This window comes from Streptomyces sp. NPDC102258 (genome assembly GCF_055584685.1).
This window is the reverse complement of record NZ_JBVJLO010000007.1, coordinates 143,314-158,687: the sequence shown is the minus strand read 5'-3', so window position 1 is coordinate 158,687 and position 15,374 is coordinate 143,314. Positions and strand designations below refer to the sequence as shown.

Here is a 15,374-nt window from a genome sequence, read left to right as displayed (position 1 = left end):
CGATGGCTGCGTCGGATCAGACCCGCGAGGAAGCATTCGAAACCGAGATCGCCAAGCACCTAGCTTGCCATGGCTGGGAGTGCAGTCCGTCCGACGACGGCTACGACGCGAAGCGCGCCCTGTGGCCCGAAGACGTCCATTGGTGGCTGAGCACCACTCAGCCCGAGGAATACGGAAAGGTCGTCAAAGTCGGTACCCCGACGGAGCAGGCTGACAAGGACGCACTGCTTGATGCACTCGTGGCGCGCCTGGACACTCCGATGGGTTCGGGCGGTGGCACGCTGAACGTGCTGCGGCGGCGATTTTCTCACACCCGTGGTGCGACAGCGCACTTCCGGATGTGCCAGTTCGCGCCAGCGACGACCTTGAATCCGACGGTAGCTAAGGCATACGAGTCGGTACGACTGCGGGTGGCCCGGCAGGTGCACTTCTCATCGGCCCGCGGCGACAACCGGTCGATCGACCTGGTGTTCTTCGTGAATGGGCTGCCGGTGGCGACGCTGGAGCTGAAGTCGTTCTTCAAGCAGGAGTGGCGCACCGCCGTCAGGCAGTACAAGCAGGACCGCCAACCAAAAGGCCAGCCGCTCCTCGGCTTCGGCACTCGCGCCTTGGTCCACTTTGCCGTCGACGACGACGAAGTCTGGATGACCACGAAGCTTGCTGGCGACAAGACCCACTTCCTACCGTTCAACCGGGGCCATGCAGACGGCGCGAAAGGCAACCCCTCAAACCCGAACGGCGCGGCCACCTCGTATCTGTGGGAGGAGGTCCTCGAGCGACACAACTGGCTCCATATCCTCGGCGCGCTGATGTTCCTGCGCAAGGACGAAGACGAGGACCCAGCCACCAGGAAGATCAAGCGGACGACGACGCTCTTGTTCCCCCGCTACCACCAGTGGCGTGCGGTGCGGCGGATCGTCAACGAGGTCCGCGCCGGCGGGCCGGGTCGGCGGTATCTGATCGAGCACTCGGCCGGTTCGGGCAAAACCAACACAATCGCCTGGGCCGCGCATCACCTCGCCCAGCTACACGATGGGGACAATCACAAGATCTTCGACAAGGTCCTGATCATCTCCGACCGCAAGGTCCTCGACCGGCAGCTCCAGGATGCCGTCAGCCAGGTCGACGACTCCGGCGGCTCGGTGGCCGTCATCGATTCCGCCGCGGTGCGCCGCTCCGGCGGCTCGAAGTCCCGGGCCCTACTCGACGCGCTCACCGGGCCTGCGCTGGTCGTTGTGGTCACGATCCAGACGTTCCCCTACGTCAAGGGCCTGATCGACACGACGCTCAGCGACAAGGTATTCGCCGTTATCGTCGACGAGGCTCACACCTCCCAGTCTGGCAAGACAGCCAACGCCCTGAAGAAGGTCCTCACCGAGGGTGGGCAGATAGACGAGGACGAGGCGGTTGACACCCAGGACGTGGTCAACGAGCTCCTCTCCGCCGACGACGAGCGCGAGCGGCGGATCTCCGCGGAGACGGCTGCCCGAGCCGTGTCACCGAACGTGTCGTTCCTCGCGTTTACCGCCACGCCGAAACACAAGACGAAGACCCTTTTCGGGCGCCCCGGCGACGATGGCACGCCTGAGTCGTTCGACGTGTACACAATGCGGCAGGCCATCGAGGAGGGGTTCATCCTCGACGTCCTGCGTGGCTACCAGACGTACAGAACTGCCTTCGAGATCGAGGAGCGCAGCGCCGAGGGCGTCGTTACCACGATCAGTAGCGACGATGAGGGCCAACTGGTCGACCCGAAGGCCGCGACGAAGAAGATCATGCGGTTTAAGAACCTTCACCCGTCCAACATCGGGCAGAAGGTCGAGATTATCGTCGAGCACTTCCGGGCCAACGTCGCGCACCTCCTCGACGGCCAGGCCAAGGCCATGATTGTCACCTCCTCGCGCCACGCAGCCGTCCGCTACAAGATCGAGACGGACAAGTACATCCGCGCTAGGGGTTACAAGCTCAAGACAATCGTCGCCTTCTCCGGTGACATCACCGACGAGGACTACGGCCTGGAGAACGCTACCGAAGCGTCCCTGAACCCGGGCCTCGGCTCCGATCTCGCCCGAGAGTTCCGACGCCCCGACTACCGCTTGATGCTGGTAGCGGAGAAGTTCCAGACAGGCTTTGACCAGCCGCTGTTGTGCGCGATGTACGTCGACAAGCCACTCCCCGACGTCCACGCCGTACAGACACTCTCCCGCCTCAACCGCACCTACCGCGCCCCGTCTGGCGAGGCGAAGGACCGGACATTCGTCCTCGACTTCGCCAACGACCCCGTCGACATCCAGAATGCGTTCCTGCAGTACTACACCGAGGCCCACGTCGAGACTGCTACTGACCCCAACCTCGTGCACCAGCTCGCCACGAAGCTCGCCCATCCCGGCATCTACACCCGCGCCGACGTCGAACGCTACGCCGAAGCCTGGTGGGGCCAGCAGCGGCACTCGGCGCTGACGGCGGCTATCACGCCGGCCCGCGACGAGTTCACCAATCGATGGGCCGACGCAACCGAGAGGGACGACAGCGAAGCCTTGAACGAGCTGCGGACCTTCCGCAAGGACTGCGGCTCCTACGTGCGCCTCTACGACTTCATGTCTCAGGTCGTCGACTACGCGACCACAGACCTGGAGAAACTCGCCGAGTTCCTGCGCCAGCTGGCTCGCCTGCTCGCAGTCGACGATCCCCGCGCCGACGTAGACCTGTCCGGGATAGTCCTCAAGCGGGTACGGCACATTGACCAGGGCAAGGCGGCCATAGCCCTGTCCGGAGGCCAGGAAACGCCAGGGCTGCGGGGCGTCACTGGAATCGGTACCGCTATGGCCCGCGATCCACAGCAGGTGCTGCTGTCGGAGGTGATCGCCAAGATCAACAGCCTGTTCGGCGGCGAATTCGCGGATCCCCAGATCGGCGGCTTCGTCACGGCCGCGGCCGGGATGGCCGAGGAGGACCCGCGGATCGCCGAGCAGATCGACAACAACGCCCAGGACCAGTTCCTCCTCTCCCCCAACCTGCGCGAGGCCCTTACCGACGCGGCCGTGCTCAACGAGGGGGCCTTCGGGAAGCTGACTGGCGCGCTAACCGGCGAGAGTGAGCGAGCCGAAGAACTCATCCGACTGATCGGTGGCTACCTCTACCAATCCCGGCGCGGGCGAACAGAGCCGGAGGCAGGGCCGGAAGATCCGAAAGCATGACCTCAGCCGCCAGGGCGACACCTCGACCATCGACATTGCAGGGCAATGAAGTGAGCGCTCGGTCAAACCAATGATCAGCACAACCACGGCTGCTTCAGCATCACTGTCAGTGGGCCGATCTACAGTCCTGCCCAGAACACCAAGGGAGGGGCAGCGTGTCTGTCGACGGAAGTGATCAGTTCGTACAGCTCATGGCGCATCTCGCAGCGAGCCTGCCGGATCTCGCCGACGAGCTGAGGCAGGAGGTCCGACAGGGCCGAGTCGCCTCTGAGCAGCGGCTCAAGCAGGTAGGGGAGTACCAGGCGCGTGCCAGCCGGCTGGCGGCGGCAGATCTGCCACCTCTTGGCAAGGCGGACATTGCCGTGCTCCCCTACACCGACGACGAGAGCATCGAGCTCGCGCGCATCGCCGTGCTGACCCTTGCCGAGACCATGTACGCGTCGCGGCAGGCGGCTCTGGAGATCGCCTCGAAGCGGGACATGGAGCTGACGGTCGAGTTCGGTGATCCGGAGTTGGAGACTCTCTCATCGCTCGACCTCAAAGCTGAGACCGAGCGCGCGCGGGCCGCTCTGGCAACCGTCCGCGCGCTGCTGTCCGAAGGAACCGACGTGTCGGTGGGAGTGATCCAGTGAACAAGCCCAGCCTGGTACACGCCATCGAGCAGGCGATCGGCGTCCTTGAGCCGGTCTACCGTGGCAAGGCGGATGAGTCGGACCTGTACGAGGCATCCCTGCTCGTCGTGTGCCTCGATGCCGCGAGGACTGCAGGCGGAACCACGCTCCTCACGCAGGACGGTACGAAGCCGGCCACCGCGCTGCGCTTCCGCCGGTCCCCCGGCAACCTGTGGTCCGGCGATTTCACCCGTGCTGTGGTGAGCTTCCCGGACACGCAGAAGAAGCTGGAGATCCACCTGGGCGTGTACGTGGCGGCCACCACGTCGAAGGTGGCGCATGAGTGCGACGTCGCGGTGCTGGACCACCAGGAGGCTGAGCGTAGCCGCCGGGCCATGGTTCACCCACGGGGCAAGGGGCTCGTCGCCGCGATCGAGGCGAAGCACTACGGCACCTCACCTGGCCTCGGGATCGGCCGCGGATTCTTGGGACTGGCGCAGGAGATGGGCGGCAAGAAGTGCTCGTTGGTCTTCCCGTCGCAGAGCTCCACCACCCTCGGCGCTTTGATCGCCAGGAGGGACAGCGAGGCGTACCCCCAGCTGCTCCCCGGAACGACGGCCGCTGACCGGCTTCGCGCCAAGCTCGACCAGGCAATCCGCAACTGGAAGGACCAGTTGTAGGGACACCGAATCGGTCTACGTACAACGGGGGGCGCAAACAGAGTTCCCGCTGGCGCCCGCCGGCACCGCTTGGTGTGCCGACGGCGGCTCCGTCGTGCCCATCCGTACAGGCTGCTACATCACGTGTGGCGGCCCCTGCCCTCCATGGAGCCGCGACAAGTATGGCGCGACCAGAACGCCAGGGCGCGGCTCCCGCACAGCCTTGGACAGGCAACGTAAGAGGCAGCGGCAGCCAGGCCCTCCAGCAGTACGGGAGTGGGAGAAATCTGGGAGAAGAAGTTCTCCCAGAGACCCTGCGAGACCGCTTCAGACCCACCCACTCCAACGCCCTGACCTGCGGAAATCCCGTTCGCACTGATGCGGATCTTGGTTGGACGTTCTTCGGGACGAAGAGGTCGTGGGTTCAAATCCCGCCACCCCGACTTCGTAAGACCAGGTCAAGGGCTTGATCCGCATCGCGGATCAGGCCCTTCCTGCTTCTCCGGAGATCTTCGTGTCTTCTTCGCGTCTTCTCCGCGCGCCCGTCTGCCGGTTCGGGTGTGCCCGAACCCGAGGTCCGTGCCCGTGTCTTCCTCCCCCGCGTCCATATCCGCGCGACTGCGTGCGTTCCGTCGGCCGGTCTGGCTCTCGCCGAAGGTGTTCCGGACCGAGGTCCTCGCCGGTCTGGTCGTCGCGCTGGCGCTGATTCCCGAGGCCATCTCGTTCTCGGTCATCGCCGGGGTGGATCCGGCGATCGGGCTGTTCGCCTCGTTCACGATGGCCGTCGTGATCTCGGTCGTGGGCGGGCGGCCGGCGATGATCTCCGCCGCGACGGGGGCGGTGGCCCTCGTGATCGCCCCGCTGAACCGGGAGCACGGGCTGGGCTACCTGATCGCCGGGGTGATCCTGGCCGGCGTCTTCCAGATCGTGCTCGGGGCGCTGGGGGTGGCGAAGCTGATGCGCTTCATCCCGCGCTCGGTGATGGTCGGCTTCGTCAACGCGCTGGCCATCCTGGTGTTCATGGCCCAGGTGCCGGAGATGTACGGGGTTCCGTGGGCGGTCTACCCGCTGATGGGGGCCGGGCTGGCGCTGATGGTGTTTCTCCCGAAGATCACGAAGGTGGTCCCGGCGCCGCTCGTGTCCATTGTCGCCCTCACCGCGATCACCGTGGCGGCGGGCATCGCGGTGCCGACCGTCGGCGACAAGGGGGCGCTGCCGTCCGCGCTGCCGGTGCCGGGGCTGCCGGACGTGCCGTTCACCCTGGACACGCTGACCCTCATCGCGCCGTACGCGCTGGCCATGGCGCTCGTCGGGCTGATGGAGTCGCTGATGACGGCGAAGCTGGTCGACGAGATCACCGACACCCGGTCCTCGAAGACGCGGGAGTCCATCGGGCAGGGCGTCGCGAACATCGTCACCGGGTTCCTCGGCGGCATGGGCGGCTGCGCGGTGATCGGCCAGACGATGATCAACGTGAAGGTGTCGGGCGCCCGTACGCGGCTGTCGACCTTCCTCGCCGGGTCCTTCCTGATGGTGCTGTGCATCGTCTTCGGGCCGGTGGTCTCCGACATTCCGATGGCGGCGCTCGTCGCCGTCATGATCATGGTCTGTATCGCGACCTTCGACTGGCACTCCATTGCCCCGAAGACCCTCAGGAGGATGCCCGCCGGTGAGATCGCCGTCATGGTGGTCACCGTCGTGTGCGTGGTCCTCAGCCACAACCTGGCCGTGGGCGTGGTGGTGGGCTCCCTCACCGCGATGGTCATCTTCGCCAGGCGCGTCGCGCACCTGGCGAAGGTCGCCTCCGTCCTCGACCCGGACGGCGGACGGGTCGTCCACCGCGTGACGGGCGAGTTGTTCTTCGCCTCCTCGAACGACCTGGTCGAGCAGTTCGACTACGCGGGCGACCCGGCCGAGGTGGTCATCGACCTCTCCGCCGCCCACATCTGGGACGCCTCCTCCGTCGCCGCCCTCGACGCGATCGAGCACCGCTACGCCCAGCGCGGCAAGACCGTCCGCATCACCGGCCTGAACACCCCGAGCGCCCACCTCCACGAAACCCTCAGCGGCGAACTGAGCGGCTGAGGTGCGGTCGGGGGTGGGGGGTGCTGGAATGCGGTGAGGGGTCCGCCGGCCGGGCGGGTCGCCGGGGTGTGGGTGAGGAGGGTCATGGGTGGCGACGGGTCCGGCGGGCGGCGGGTGCGGCTCCTGGGGCCCGCGGTGCGGATCGTCGGGACACCGGTGCTGCTGACCGTCCTCTATTACGTGGCCCCGCTGCAACGCGGCTTCGGCGTGGCGACCGCCCTGGCGCTGCTGGCCGGGCTGGCGCTGTTCGGGGGCCTGGTGGCCTGGCAGGTGTCCGCCATCGCCCGGTCGGAGCATCCGCGGCTGCGCGGACTGGAGGCGCTGGCCACCGCCGTGCCGCTGTTCCTGGTGATGTTCTCCGCCGCGTACTACCTGCTCGCGGAGCAACGCCCCTCATCGTTCTCCGAGCCGCTGAGCCGCACCGACTCCCTCTACTACACGGTGTCGGTGTTCGCCACGGTCGGCTTCGGCGACATCGTGGCCGTGGACGGGCCCGGCCGGGTGCTGACGACCGTACAGATGGTGGCCGACCTCGTCGTGGTGGGTCTCGTCGCCAAGGTGCTCTTCGGGGCGGTGCGGGTCGGGCTGGCCCGCAGGCCGGGAAAGAGCGGGCCATGAGCGCCGCGCAACCCGCGCAACCCGCGCGCCCCGCGCCCCCCGTGGAGCCGTCCCGGCCGGCCGACGTGCTGAAGGCGCCCGGCTACCTGAAGACGCTGCTGCTCGGCGCCCTCGTCGGCATCCCGGTGTCGCTGGTGTCCTTCTGGTTCCTCGCCGGCATGCGCGAGCTCCAGCACCTGCTGTGGACGAACGCGCCGAGGGCCCTCGGCTGGGACACCGCGCCGTGGTGGTGGCCGCTGCCGCTGCTCCTGGTCTCCGGTGTCCTCGTCGGGCTCGTCGTCACGCACCTGACCGGGGCGGGCGGCCACATCCCCGCCAACGGCATGGCGATGGGCGGGGCTTCTACGGCCGTACTGCCCGGGGTGGTGCTGGCGGCGGTCGCGAGCCTGCCCCTGGGCGCGGTCCTGGGCCCGGAGGCGCCGCTGATCGCTCTCGGTGGCGGGCTCGCACTGTTGCTGCGGGACCTCACGCGGGGGCCCGCGACCCCGCAGAGCACCATGCTGCTGGGCGCGGCGGGCTCGGCCGCCGCCATCGCGGCCATCTTCGGCAGCCCGCTGATCGCGGGGGTGCTCCTGATCGAGCTGGTCGGGGTGGGCGGGGTCCGGCTGTTCGCCGTCATGCTGCCCGCGCTGCTCTCCAGCGGGCTGGGGGCCCTGGTGTTCACCGGCTTCGGGCGGTGGACCGGCCTGGAGACGGGCGGGCTGACCACGAAGCTGCCCGGGACGTTCACCCGGCTGGACGCCCCGGACGTGGCCTGGGGCCTGCTCATCGCCGTCCTCGTGGCGGTCGTCCAGCACCGGGCGATGGCCACCGGCCGGGCCGTGGCGCGGTACGTCGCGGGGCGGCCGCTGATGCGTACGCCGCTGTGCGCGCTCGGCGCGGGCGTCTGCGCGGCGGTGTACGCGCTGAGCACCGGCCGTGACCCGCAGGACGTGGCCTCCTCCGGGCAGGCGACGCTGGCCGCGCTCACCGCCGACCCGCGGGCGTGGGGCGTCGGCGCCCTGATCGCCGTCGTACTGTGCAAGGCCGCCGGCTACGCCCTCTGCCTCGGCAGCCTGCGCGGCGGCCCGGTCTTCCCCGCGCTGTTCCTCGGCGCGGCGACGGGTCTGCTGCTGTCCCCGCTGCCGGGTCTCGACCTCGTCCCCGCCGTGGCGGCGGGCCTGGCGGCCGCCACGGCGGGCGTCCTGCGCTCCCCGGTGAGCAGCGCGGTCCTGGTGACGGTCCTGCTGGGCAACCTGGCGGTGACCCCCCTGATCATCCTCGCGGTGGTGGCCTCCCTGATCACCACGGAACTCCTCCCGGCCGGGAAGCCCGCGGTCGCCGCCCTCTGAGGCCACCCGTCCGGCTCAGGCGTCCAGCGGGTTGGCCGCGATGCGCTCCGCGGCGCCGTTCGCGACGTACGTGGCCGCCGCGCAGGTGGGTTTGCGGGTGGCCTGGGATTCCATCAGGGCGAGGAAGGAGGGGCCGAAGTCCAGGCGGGGGTAGGCCTCCAGGAGGGCGGCGCGGAAGGCCGGGTCGAAGGTGTCGACGCGCAGGCCCGAGACGTCCGCGCTGGTGCCGACCTGGAGGAGGTGGCTCTCGACGTCCTCGGCGGCGGTGACGTCGTCGCGCATGTGCAGCACGATCACCTCCTGGGCGCGGGCGCGGCGTTCGGGGGCCCAGCCGAGGCCCGCGGTGAAGATCCGGGCCACGTGGCCGCCGGCCTCCTCGAAGGGGAGGGTGTGGCTGTCGAAGGGCGGGGTCAGGCCCAGGTCGTGGAGCAGGGCGCTGACGTAGAAGAGCTCCGCGTCGTACGCGAGAGCGTGCCGGTGGGCGTACGCGGCGCCGAAGGCGTAGGAGCGGACGGAGTGGTTGAGCAGTGCCGGGTCCGCGTATTCCGAGGCCGCTTCGAAGGCCGAACGGGCCGTGTCGGAGTCGAGGTTGTAAGAGGTGTGAAGGGTCCGTGTCATGGCATGACCTTAGGCGGCCGGGGCTCAGGCCGGAACGAAGTCCACCTCTGAGGGTTCCTCCCCCGGCCAGGAGAGCAGCCGGGTCGGCGCGGGCGGGGTCTCGGCCAGGACGCTGCCGCGTGCGATCACGTAACGGGGCCGGACCTGACGGCGGATGGCCTCCGCGGGCGTGGGCGCGGGGAGGAGGACGAAGGACGCGGGGGCGCCCTCCGTGATGCCGTACTCCGAGGCGTCGAGGCCGAGGACGCGTGCCGCGCGGTCGGTCACCATCGAGAACGCGACCGGGATCTCGTCGGCTCCGGTGAGCTGGGCGGCGTACAGGCCGACGAGGGCGGTCTGGAGCGGGTTGGCGGTGCCGAGGGCGTTCCAGGGGTCCATCACGTCGTCGTGCCCGAAGGCCACGTTGACCCCGGCTGCCAGCATCTCCTTGACCTGGGTCAGGCCGCGCCGGCGCGGATAGGCATCGAAGCGGCCCTGGAGGTTGAGGTTGGCGAAGGGGTTGGAGACCAGGTTGATGCCCGAACGGGAGAGCAGCCGCTGGAGTTTGAAGCTGTACGCGCCGTTGTAGGAGCCCATCGCGGTGGTGTGCGAGGCGGTCGCGCGGGCGCCGAGCCCCGAGCGCAGGGCGAGGGTGGCCAGCACCTCCACGAAGCGGGACTGTTCGTCGTCGATCTCGTCGCAGTGGGCGTCCACGCGCAGTCCGTGCTCCTCGGCGAGCGCGAAGGCGGTCCGCAGCGAGGCGACGCCGTCCTCGCGGGTGTCCTCGAAGTGCGGGATCGCGCCGACGACGTCGGCCCCGCGCCGCACCGCCTCGCGCAGCAGCGCCTCACCGTCCGGGAAGGAGGCGATGCCCTCCTGCGGGAAGGCCACGATCTGGAGGGTCATTACGTCCCGCACCCGGTCGCGGACCTCCAGCAGCGCGTCGAGCGCGGTGAGGGAGGGGTCGGTGACGTCGCAGTGCGTACGGACGTGCAGCACGCCGTGCGCCGCCTGCCAGCGCAGCACCTGGGTGGCCCGGGAGACGACGTCCTCGCGGGTCAGGGCTCGTTTGCGCTCGCTCCAGCAGGCGATGCCCTCCCAGAGGGTGCCGGAGGCGTTGGGGCGCGGCTGCCCGGCGGTCAGGGCGGTGTCCAGGTGGATGTGGGGCTCGACGAAGGGGGCGGTGAGCAGGCCGCCGTGGGCCTCGATGAGTACGCCGGTCGCCGGCGGTTCCTTCTGGTCGTCATGCGGGAGCACCCGCGCGATGCGGCCGTCCTCCGCGACCTCCACGTCGGACAGGCCATCGGTGTGGAGCAGCCGGGCACCCCGGACGATCATCCGCATGCGGTCAGCGTACGCACGCGGCCCGGTGTTTCACGTGAAACGTCCGGCTGCGTGCCCCCACGGGCCGGTGTTTCACGTGAAACACCGGCCGTGGTGCCCCGGCGGCATCCCGGACCGGACCGGCCCGGCGACCCCGCCCGACACGGCAGGCACGTGGGTGCGGCAAGAATGGAGGGCATGACCAGCGACAGCGATCTGACCCCCGGCACAGCCGCGGAGACGCCCGAGATGCCCGACTGGGAGAAGCGCTTCCGGGCGCCGCGCGTCGGGCTCCCCGACTGGGCGGAGGACGCCCCGGACCGCTCGCTCTTCGTCTCGAACGCCACCGGGACCTACGAGCTCTACGCCTGGGACCGGGCCACCGGCAGCCAGCGCCAGGCCACCGACCGTCCCAACGGCACCACCGACGGCACCCTCTCCCCCGACGGCGAGTGGATCTGGTGGTTCTCCGACACCGACGGCGACGAGTTCGGCACCTGGGTCCGCCAGCCCTTCGCGGGCGGCCCCGACGAACCCGCCACCCCGGGCCTGGAGCCCTCCTACCCGGCCGGGCTCGCCATCGCCCGCGACGGTACGGCGGTCGTCGGCCGGTCCACCGACGAGGACGGCTCCACGATCCACGTCGTACGCCCTGACGGCAGCGCCCCCACCGTCGTCTACCGCCACCGCGAGTCCGCCGGCGTCGGCGACCTGTCCCGCGACGGGACCCTGCTCGCCATCGAGCACACCGAGCACGGCGACGCCATGCACTCGGCCGTGCGCGTGGTCACCCTCGACGGGAAGACCGTCGCCGAGCTCGACGACTCCCGCGGCGGCACCGTGGAGCTGGGCCTGGAGGTGCTCGGCTTCGCGCCGGTCGCCGGTGACACCCGGCTGCTCGTGGGCCACCAGCGGCGCGGCCGGTGGGAGCCGATGGTGTGGGACGTCGCCACCGGCACCCAGGAGGACCTCGCGGTCGACCTGCCGGGTGACGTGAGCGCCGAGTGGTACCCGGACGGGTCCGCCCTGCTCATCGCGCACAGCTTCGAGGCCCGCAGCGAGCTGTGGCGCTACGAGCTCGCCGGACGGGAGCTCCGGCGCGTCGAAACGCCCCCCGGGACGGTGTCGGGCGCTACCGCCCGCCCGGACGGGACGGTGGAGTACCAGTGGTCCTCGGCGGCCGAGCCGGCCACCGTACGGTCCACCGCGGGCGGCGTCGTCCTCGACCCGCCCGGTTTCCGGCCGCCGGGCTCGGTGCCCGTCGAGGACGTGTGGGTGGAGGGCCCCGGCGGGCGCATCCACGCGCTCGCACAGCGCCCGACGGGTCACGGCGAGGGCCCCTTCCCGACGATCTTCGAGATCCACGGCGGCCCGACCTGGCACGACAGCGACTCCTTCCTGGCCACTCCGGCGGCCTGGCTGGACCACGGCTTCGCGGTGGTCCGGGTCAACTACCGGGGTTCGACCGGCTACGGCCGGGAGTGGACCGACGCCCTCAAGCACCGCGTCGGCCTGATCGAGCTGGAGGACATCGCGGCCGTCCGGGAGTGGGCGGTGGCCTCCGGCCTCGCCGACCCGGCGCGCCTCGTCCTGTCCGGCGGTTCCTGGGGCGGCTACCTGACGCTGCTGGGCCTGGGCACCGAGCCGGACGCCTGGGCGGTCGGGCTGGCCGCCGTACCGGTGGCCGACTACGTGACGGCGTACCACGACGAGATGGAGGCGCTGAAGGCCCTGGACCGCACCCTCTTCGGCGGGACGCCGGAAGAGGTCCCGGAGCGCTTCGCGGCCTCCTCGCCGCTGACGTACGTCGACGCGGTGAAGGCCCCCGTGCACATCGCGGCCGGCGTCAACGACCCGCGCTGCCCGATCCGGCAGATCGACAACTACGTCGACCGGCTCGCGGCGCGCGGCGCCGTCCACGAGGTGTACCGCTACGACGCGGGCCACGGCTCGCTGGTCGTGGAGGAGCGCATCAAGCAGGTGCGGATGGACCTGGAGTTCGCCCTGAAGCACCTGCCCCGCTGAGGCCGCGGCGCCCGCCCCGGCCGAGCCCCGGGGACGGGCGCCCGGTGTACCCCCCGTACGGTGGTGGGGTGCACCGGTTTCTCCTGACCCCGCGCTGGTGGGGGATCAACGTCTTCGTCGTGCTCGCCATCCCCTTCTGCCTGTTCATGGGGACCTGGCAGCTCGGCCGCTTCGAGGACCGCGTCGGCAGCCACCGCGAGGCGAGCGCCGAGCGTCCCGCCGACCAGGCGGCCGCGCCGCTCGACTCGCTGCTCCCGGTCGACACGAAGACCTCGGGACGGCTCGCCTCGGCGAGCGGGGAGTACGGGCGCCAGCTGCTGGTCCCGGACCGGGAGATCGACGGGAAGACCGGCTTCTACGTCCTGACGCTGCTGCGGACCGATACCGGCAAGACCGTTCCCGTCGTACGGGGCTGGCTGCCGGGCGCCCCCGATCCGGCGAAGGCCCCGGCCCCGCCGGCCGGGCGGACCGAGGTGACGGGCGCCCTGCAGGCCTCCGAGAACTCCGGGACCAAGGGCGTCCACTCCCAGGGCGGGCTGCCCGCCGGGCAGGTCGGGGTGATCGGCGCGGCCACGCTGGTCAACCTGGTGCAGGACCCGCTCTACGACGCCTGGCTCACGGTGCAGACGCCGGCGGACGGCATGGTCCCGGTGCCGGCGCAGGCCCCGGTCAACACCGGGCTCGACCTGAAGGCCTTCCAGAACCTCGGCTACACCGGCGAGTGGTTCGTCTTCGCCGCCTTCGTGCTGTTCATGTGGTTCCGGCTCTACCGCCGCGAGGTGGAGACCCTGCGCGACGCCGAGGCCGGGCTGCTCCCGGCGGGGCCGGACGCCGGGGCGTCCGGCGAAGCGGCACCCGCCGAGGCGTCGCCTGCCGGGGCGGCGCCTGCCGGGGCGGCGCCTGCCGCTACGGCGCGGCCTGCGGAATGATGCCCGTCCGGTAGACCGTCCCGCCGCAGGCGTCCGGGATGGTGGTCCGGGTGACCGGCTCGCCGGTGGCCGGGGTGTGTGACACCGACACCCCGGCGCCCTCCTGCCCGCCCGTCGCGCCGCCGCTCCCGCTCCCCGCGTCCTGCGCCGCGGCTGCCTCGGCGCCCGCCGCGCCGGTACCGCCCGGCTCGCCCGCCGGGGTCTGTGCCTCGCCGCCGGGGGCCGGCTTGGACGTCGGTCCGGGGCTGACCGCCGGGCAGGGCCGGGCGGACGGCACCCAGGCGAAGCGCACCTCGTACGCCGTGTTCGGGGCCAGGACCAGCACCGGAGCCTCCGCCGACGGGTCGGGCAGCAGCCCGCTCGCCGGGTCGCCCGCCGTATGGCCGGTCACCGTCACCCCGGGCGCCTGGACGGGCGGCGGGGTCGCGGGGAGCGGCGTCGCCGTCACGGTGTCCGGGCCGGTGACCGTACAGCCCCGGTCGGAGACGTTGGTCACCTTGAAGCTGCCGACGACCTTGCCGTCGGACTCGGGGGCGCGGGCGCTGCCGGCCACCCCGAGCTGTCCGGCGGTGCAGGCGGGCACCCCGGGGGCCGCACCCGCCGGCGGCTGCGGTCCGTTGCCGACGCCGCTCGTGGTGCCCGCGGTGGCCCCGGCGGTGGCGGCGCCCGCGTCGGCGCCCGAGGGGGAGCCGCCCGTCCGGGGTGACGGGGCCGGGTCCGCGCCGCCCGTCGCCTGGCCCGTACCGGGGCTCCTGCCGGGGCCGGGGCGGTCCCCGGGCTGGTCGCCGGAGCCGTTCTGGTGCGGATCGGTGGGGCCGCCGGCCGTGCCGTCCCGGGACTCGCCGTGACCGGCCATCGCCGAGTGCCCGGCGGCCGCGCCCTGGTCGGTGCCCAGGTGCAGGGCGGCCGGGATCACGGTGCCGGCCAGCAGGGCCACTGCGGCCGCGCCGACCAGGGCCTGGCGTTTGCGGGCCCGGCGGGCGGGCACCGCGTGCCGGAGCCGCTCCAGGGCGCCGTCGGAGGGCTCCAGGCCCTGGACGGCTTCGGCCAGCAGGTCGCGCAGGGCCTGTTCGTCGGGGGCCGGGCGCCCCGAGGGGCCCGGCGCGTTCATGTCGTCGTCCCTCATGACTGCGCTGCCTCCATCGCCACCCGCAGCGCGGCAATGCCCCGCGATCCGTACGCCTTGACCGAGCCGAGCGATATCCCCAGGGTGTCGGCGACCTGGGCTTCCGTCATGTCGGCGAAGTAGCGCAGCACGAGCACCTCGCGCTGGCGGCGCTGGAGTCCGCGCATCGCCTTGATCAGGTCGTCGCGCTCCAGCTGGTCGTACGCCCCTTCCTCGGCGCTCGCCATGTCCGGCATCGGCTTGGACAGCAGCTTGAGCCCGAGGATGCGGCGGCGCAGCGCGGAGCGCGAGAGGTTCACGACGGTCTGGCGGAGGTAGGCCAGCGTCTTGTCCCGGTCCCGTACCCGGTTGCGGGCCGAGTGGACGCGGATGAAGGCCTCCTGGACGACGTCCTCGCAGGAGGCGGTGTCGTCGAGGAGGAGGGCGGCCAGGCCCAGCAGGGAGCGGTAGTGGGCCTGGTAGGTCTCGGTGAGGTGGTCGACCGTGGTGCCGGCCACGACCGGCCGCGCCTCGGCGGCGGCGCCCGCGGAAGCGGCGCCCGCCGGAGCCGCGCCCGCGCCCGCCTTGGCGGACGCGCCGTCGCGGGGCGTCGGCACGCGGGCGCCCCGGACCGGCAGGACGGTGGGCGCGGGGGCCGGAACGCTCACCGGCGGGATGGGCACGATCACCGGGGAGCCACCGGGACCGCCCGGATCTCCGGGGTCGCCGGGCACACCTGAACGACGGCGCGGCGCAACGATCCCGGTGCGCGCCGGTAGGACGGACCACTCCAACAGTGCCTCTGCCACGCCGGTTGGACACCCGTCCCCCCGTCAGGGTTGTACGCGTGCGGCAGAGTGACCAGCAATTTCCCCATTGCCTTCATGCGTACCC

At 71.1% G+C, this 15,374-nt stretch carries 12 protein-coding genes; 8 read left to right on the top strand and 4 right to left on the bottom strand.

Annotated features, from left to right (window positions below; genetic code table 11):
• Positions 1–2: 2 nt before the first annotated feature.
• The 6 genes from ACZ6ZT_RS14460 to ACZ6ZT_RS14435 all read left to right on the top strand — a co-directional run bounded on the left by ACZ6ZT_RS14460 (position 3) and on the right by ACZ6ZT_RS14435 (position 8,501).
• Complete coding sequence (locus ACZ6ZT_RS14460; protein ID WP_469719409.1) at positions 3–3,197, top strand: type I restriction endonuclease subunit R; 3,195 nt, start codon at positions 3–5, stop codon at positions 3,195–3,197.
• A gap of 155 nt (positions 3,198–3,352) precedes the next feature.
• Positions 3,353–3,829 (top strand): hypothetical protein, encoded by a 477-nt coding sequence (locus ACZ6ZT_RS14455; protein ID WP_469719407.1) that lies wholly within the window; start codon positions 3,353–3,355, stop codon positions 3,827–3,829.
• Positions 3,826–4,488, top strand: coding sequence for a hypothetical protein (locus tag ACZ6ZT_RS14450; RefSeq protein WP_469719405.1), 663 nt, complete (start codon positions 3,826–3,828; stop codon positions 4,486–4,488). The genes ACZ6ZT_RS14455 and ACZ6ZT_RS14450 overlap by 4 nt, the downstream gene beginning before the upstream one ends.
• A gap of 564 nt (positions 4,489–5,052) precedes the next feature.
• The gene (locus ACZ6ZT_RS14445; protein ID WP_469719401.1) at positions 5,053–6,552 is read left to right on the top strand and encodes a SulP family inorganic anion transporter; all 1,500 of its coding nucleotides are present in this window, start codon (positions 5,053–5,055) and stop codon (positions 6,550–6,552) included.
• A gap of 84 nt (positions 6,553–6,636) precedes the next feature.
• Positions 6,637–7,170, top strand: a complete 534-nt coding sequence (locus ACZ6ZT_RS14440; protein ID WP_469719399.1) for a potassium channel family protein — start codon at positions 6,637–6,639, stop codon at positions 7,168–7,170.
• Positions 7,167–8,501, top strand: coding sequence for a chloride channel protein (locus tag ACZ6ZT_RS14435; RefSeq protein WP_469719397.1), 1,335 nt, complete (start codon positions 7,167–7,169; stop codon positions 8,499–8,501). The genes ACZ6ZT_RS14440 and ACZ6ZT_RS14435 overlap by 4 nt, the downstream gene beginning before the upstream one ends.
• Positions 8,502–8,516: 15 nt before the next feature.
• Here the strand turns inward: ACZ6ZT_RS14435 and ACZ6ZT_RS14430 are convergent, their stop codons facing one another.
• Together ACZ6ZT_RS14430 and codA are read right to left on the bottom strand one after the other, a co-directional pair.
• Positions 8,517–9,119, bottom strand: coding sequence for an HD domain-containing protein (locus ACZ6ZT_RS14430; RefSeq protein ID WP_469719395.1), 603 nt, complete (start codon positions 9,117–9,119; stop codon positions 8,517–8,519).
• A 24-nt stretch (positions 9,120–9,143) separates the two neighbouring features.
• On the bottom strand, positions 9,144–10,442 hold the full coding sequence (codA, locus tag ACZ6ZT_RS14425; RefSeq protein WP_469719393.1) for a cytosine deaminase: 1,299 nt from the start codon (positions 10,440–10,442) through the stop codon (positions 9,144–9,146).
• Positions 10,443–10,619: 177 nt separating this feature from the next.
• Here codA and ACZ6ZT_RS14420 point away from each other — a divergent pair, with 177 nt between their 5' ends.
• Together ACZ6ZT_RS14420 and ACZ6ZT_RS14415 are read left to right on the top strand one after the other, a co-directional pair.
• The gene (locus ACZ6ZT_RS14420; RefSeq protein ID WP_469719391.1) at positions 10,620–12,446 is read left to right on the top strand and encodes a S9 family peptidase; all 1,827 of its coding nucleotides are present in this window, start codon (positions 10,620–10,622) and stop codon (positions 12,444–12,446) included.
• Positions 12,447–12,514: 68 nt separating this feature from the next.
• Entirely contained in the window at positions 12,515–13,375 is an 861-nt protein-coding gene (locus ACZ6ZT_RS14415; protein WP_469719389.1) for an SURF1 family protein, read from the top strand.
• Here ACZ6ZT_RS14415 and ACZ6ZT_RS14410 read toward each other — a convergent pair.
• Together ACZ6ZT_RS14410 and ACZ6ZT_RS14405 are read right to left on the bottom strand one after the other, a co-directional pair.
• Positions 13,353–14,501, bottom strand: a complete 1,149-nt coding sequence (locus tag ACZ6ZT_RS14410; protein ID WP_469719387.1) for a hypothetical protein — start codon at positions 14,499–14,501, stop codon at positions 13,353–13,355. The genes ACZ6ZT_RS14415 and ACZ6ZT_RS14410 overlap by 23 nt on opposite strands.
• Positions 14,498–15,241 carry a SigE family RNA polymerase sigma factor gene (locus ACZ6ZT_RS14405; RefSeq protein WP_469719639.1) on the bottom strand — a complete coding sequence of 248 codons (744 nt, stop codon included), beginning with the start codon at positions 15,239–15,241 and terminating at the stop codon, positions 14,498–14,500. The genes ACZ6ZT_RS14410 and ACZ6ZT_RS14405 overlap by 4 nt, the downstream gene beginning before the upstream one ends.
• Positions 15,242–15,374: the final 133 nt, after the last annotated feature.

Bases quoted from the DNA above. Each gene is read 5' to 3' on its own strand.
- ACZ6ZT_RS14460 (WP_469719409.1), top strand. From the start codon at position 3: ATGGCTGCGTCGGATCAGACCCGCGAGGAAGCATTCGAAACCGAGATC.
- ACZ6ZT_RS14440 (WP_469719399.1), top strand. From the start codon at position 6,637: ATGGGTGGCGACGGGTCCGGCGGGCGGCGGGTGCGGCTCCTGGGGCCC.
- codA (WP_469719393.1), bottom strand. From the start codon at position 10,442: ATGCGGATGATCGTCCGGGGTGCCCGGCTGCTCCACACCGATGGCCTG.
- ACZ6ZT_RS14420 (WP_469719391.1), top strand. From the start codon at position 10,620: ATGACCAGCGACAGCGATCTGACCCCCGGCACAGCCGCGGAGACGCCC.
- ACZ6ZT_RS14435 (WP_469719397.1), top strand. From the start codon at position 7,167: ATGAGCGCCGCGCAACCCGCGCAACCCGCGCGCCCCGCGCCCCCCGTG.
- ACZ6ZT_RS14410 (WP_469719387.1), bottom strand. From the start codon at position 14,501: ATGAGGGACGACGACATGAACGCGCCGGGCCCCTCGGGGCGCCCGGCC.
- ACZ6ZT_RS14430 (WP_469719395.1), bottom strand. From the start codon at position 9,119: ATGACACGGACCCTTCACACCTCTTACAACCTCGACTCCGACACGGCC.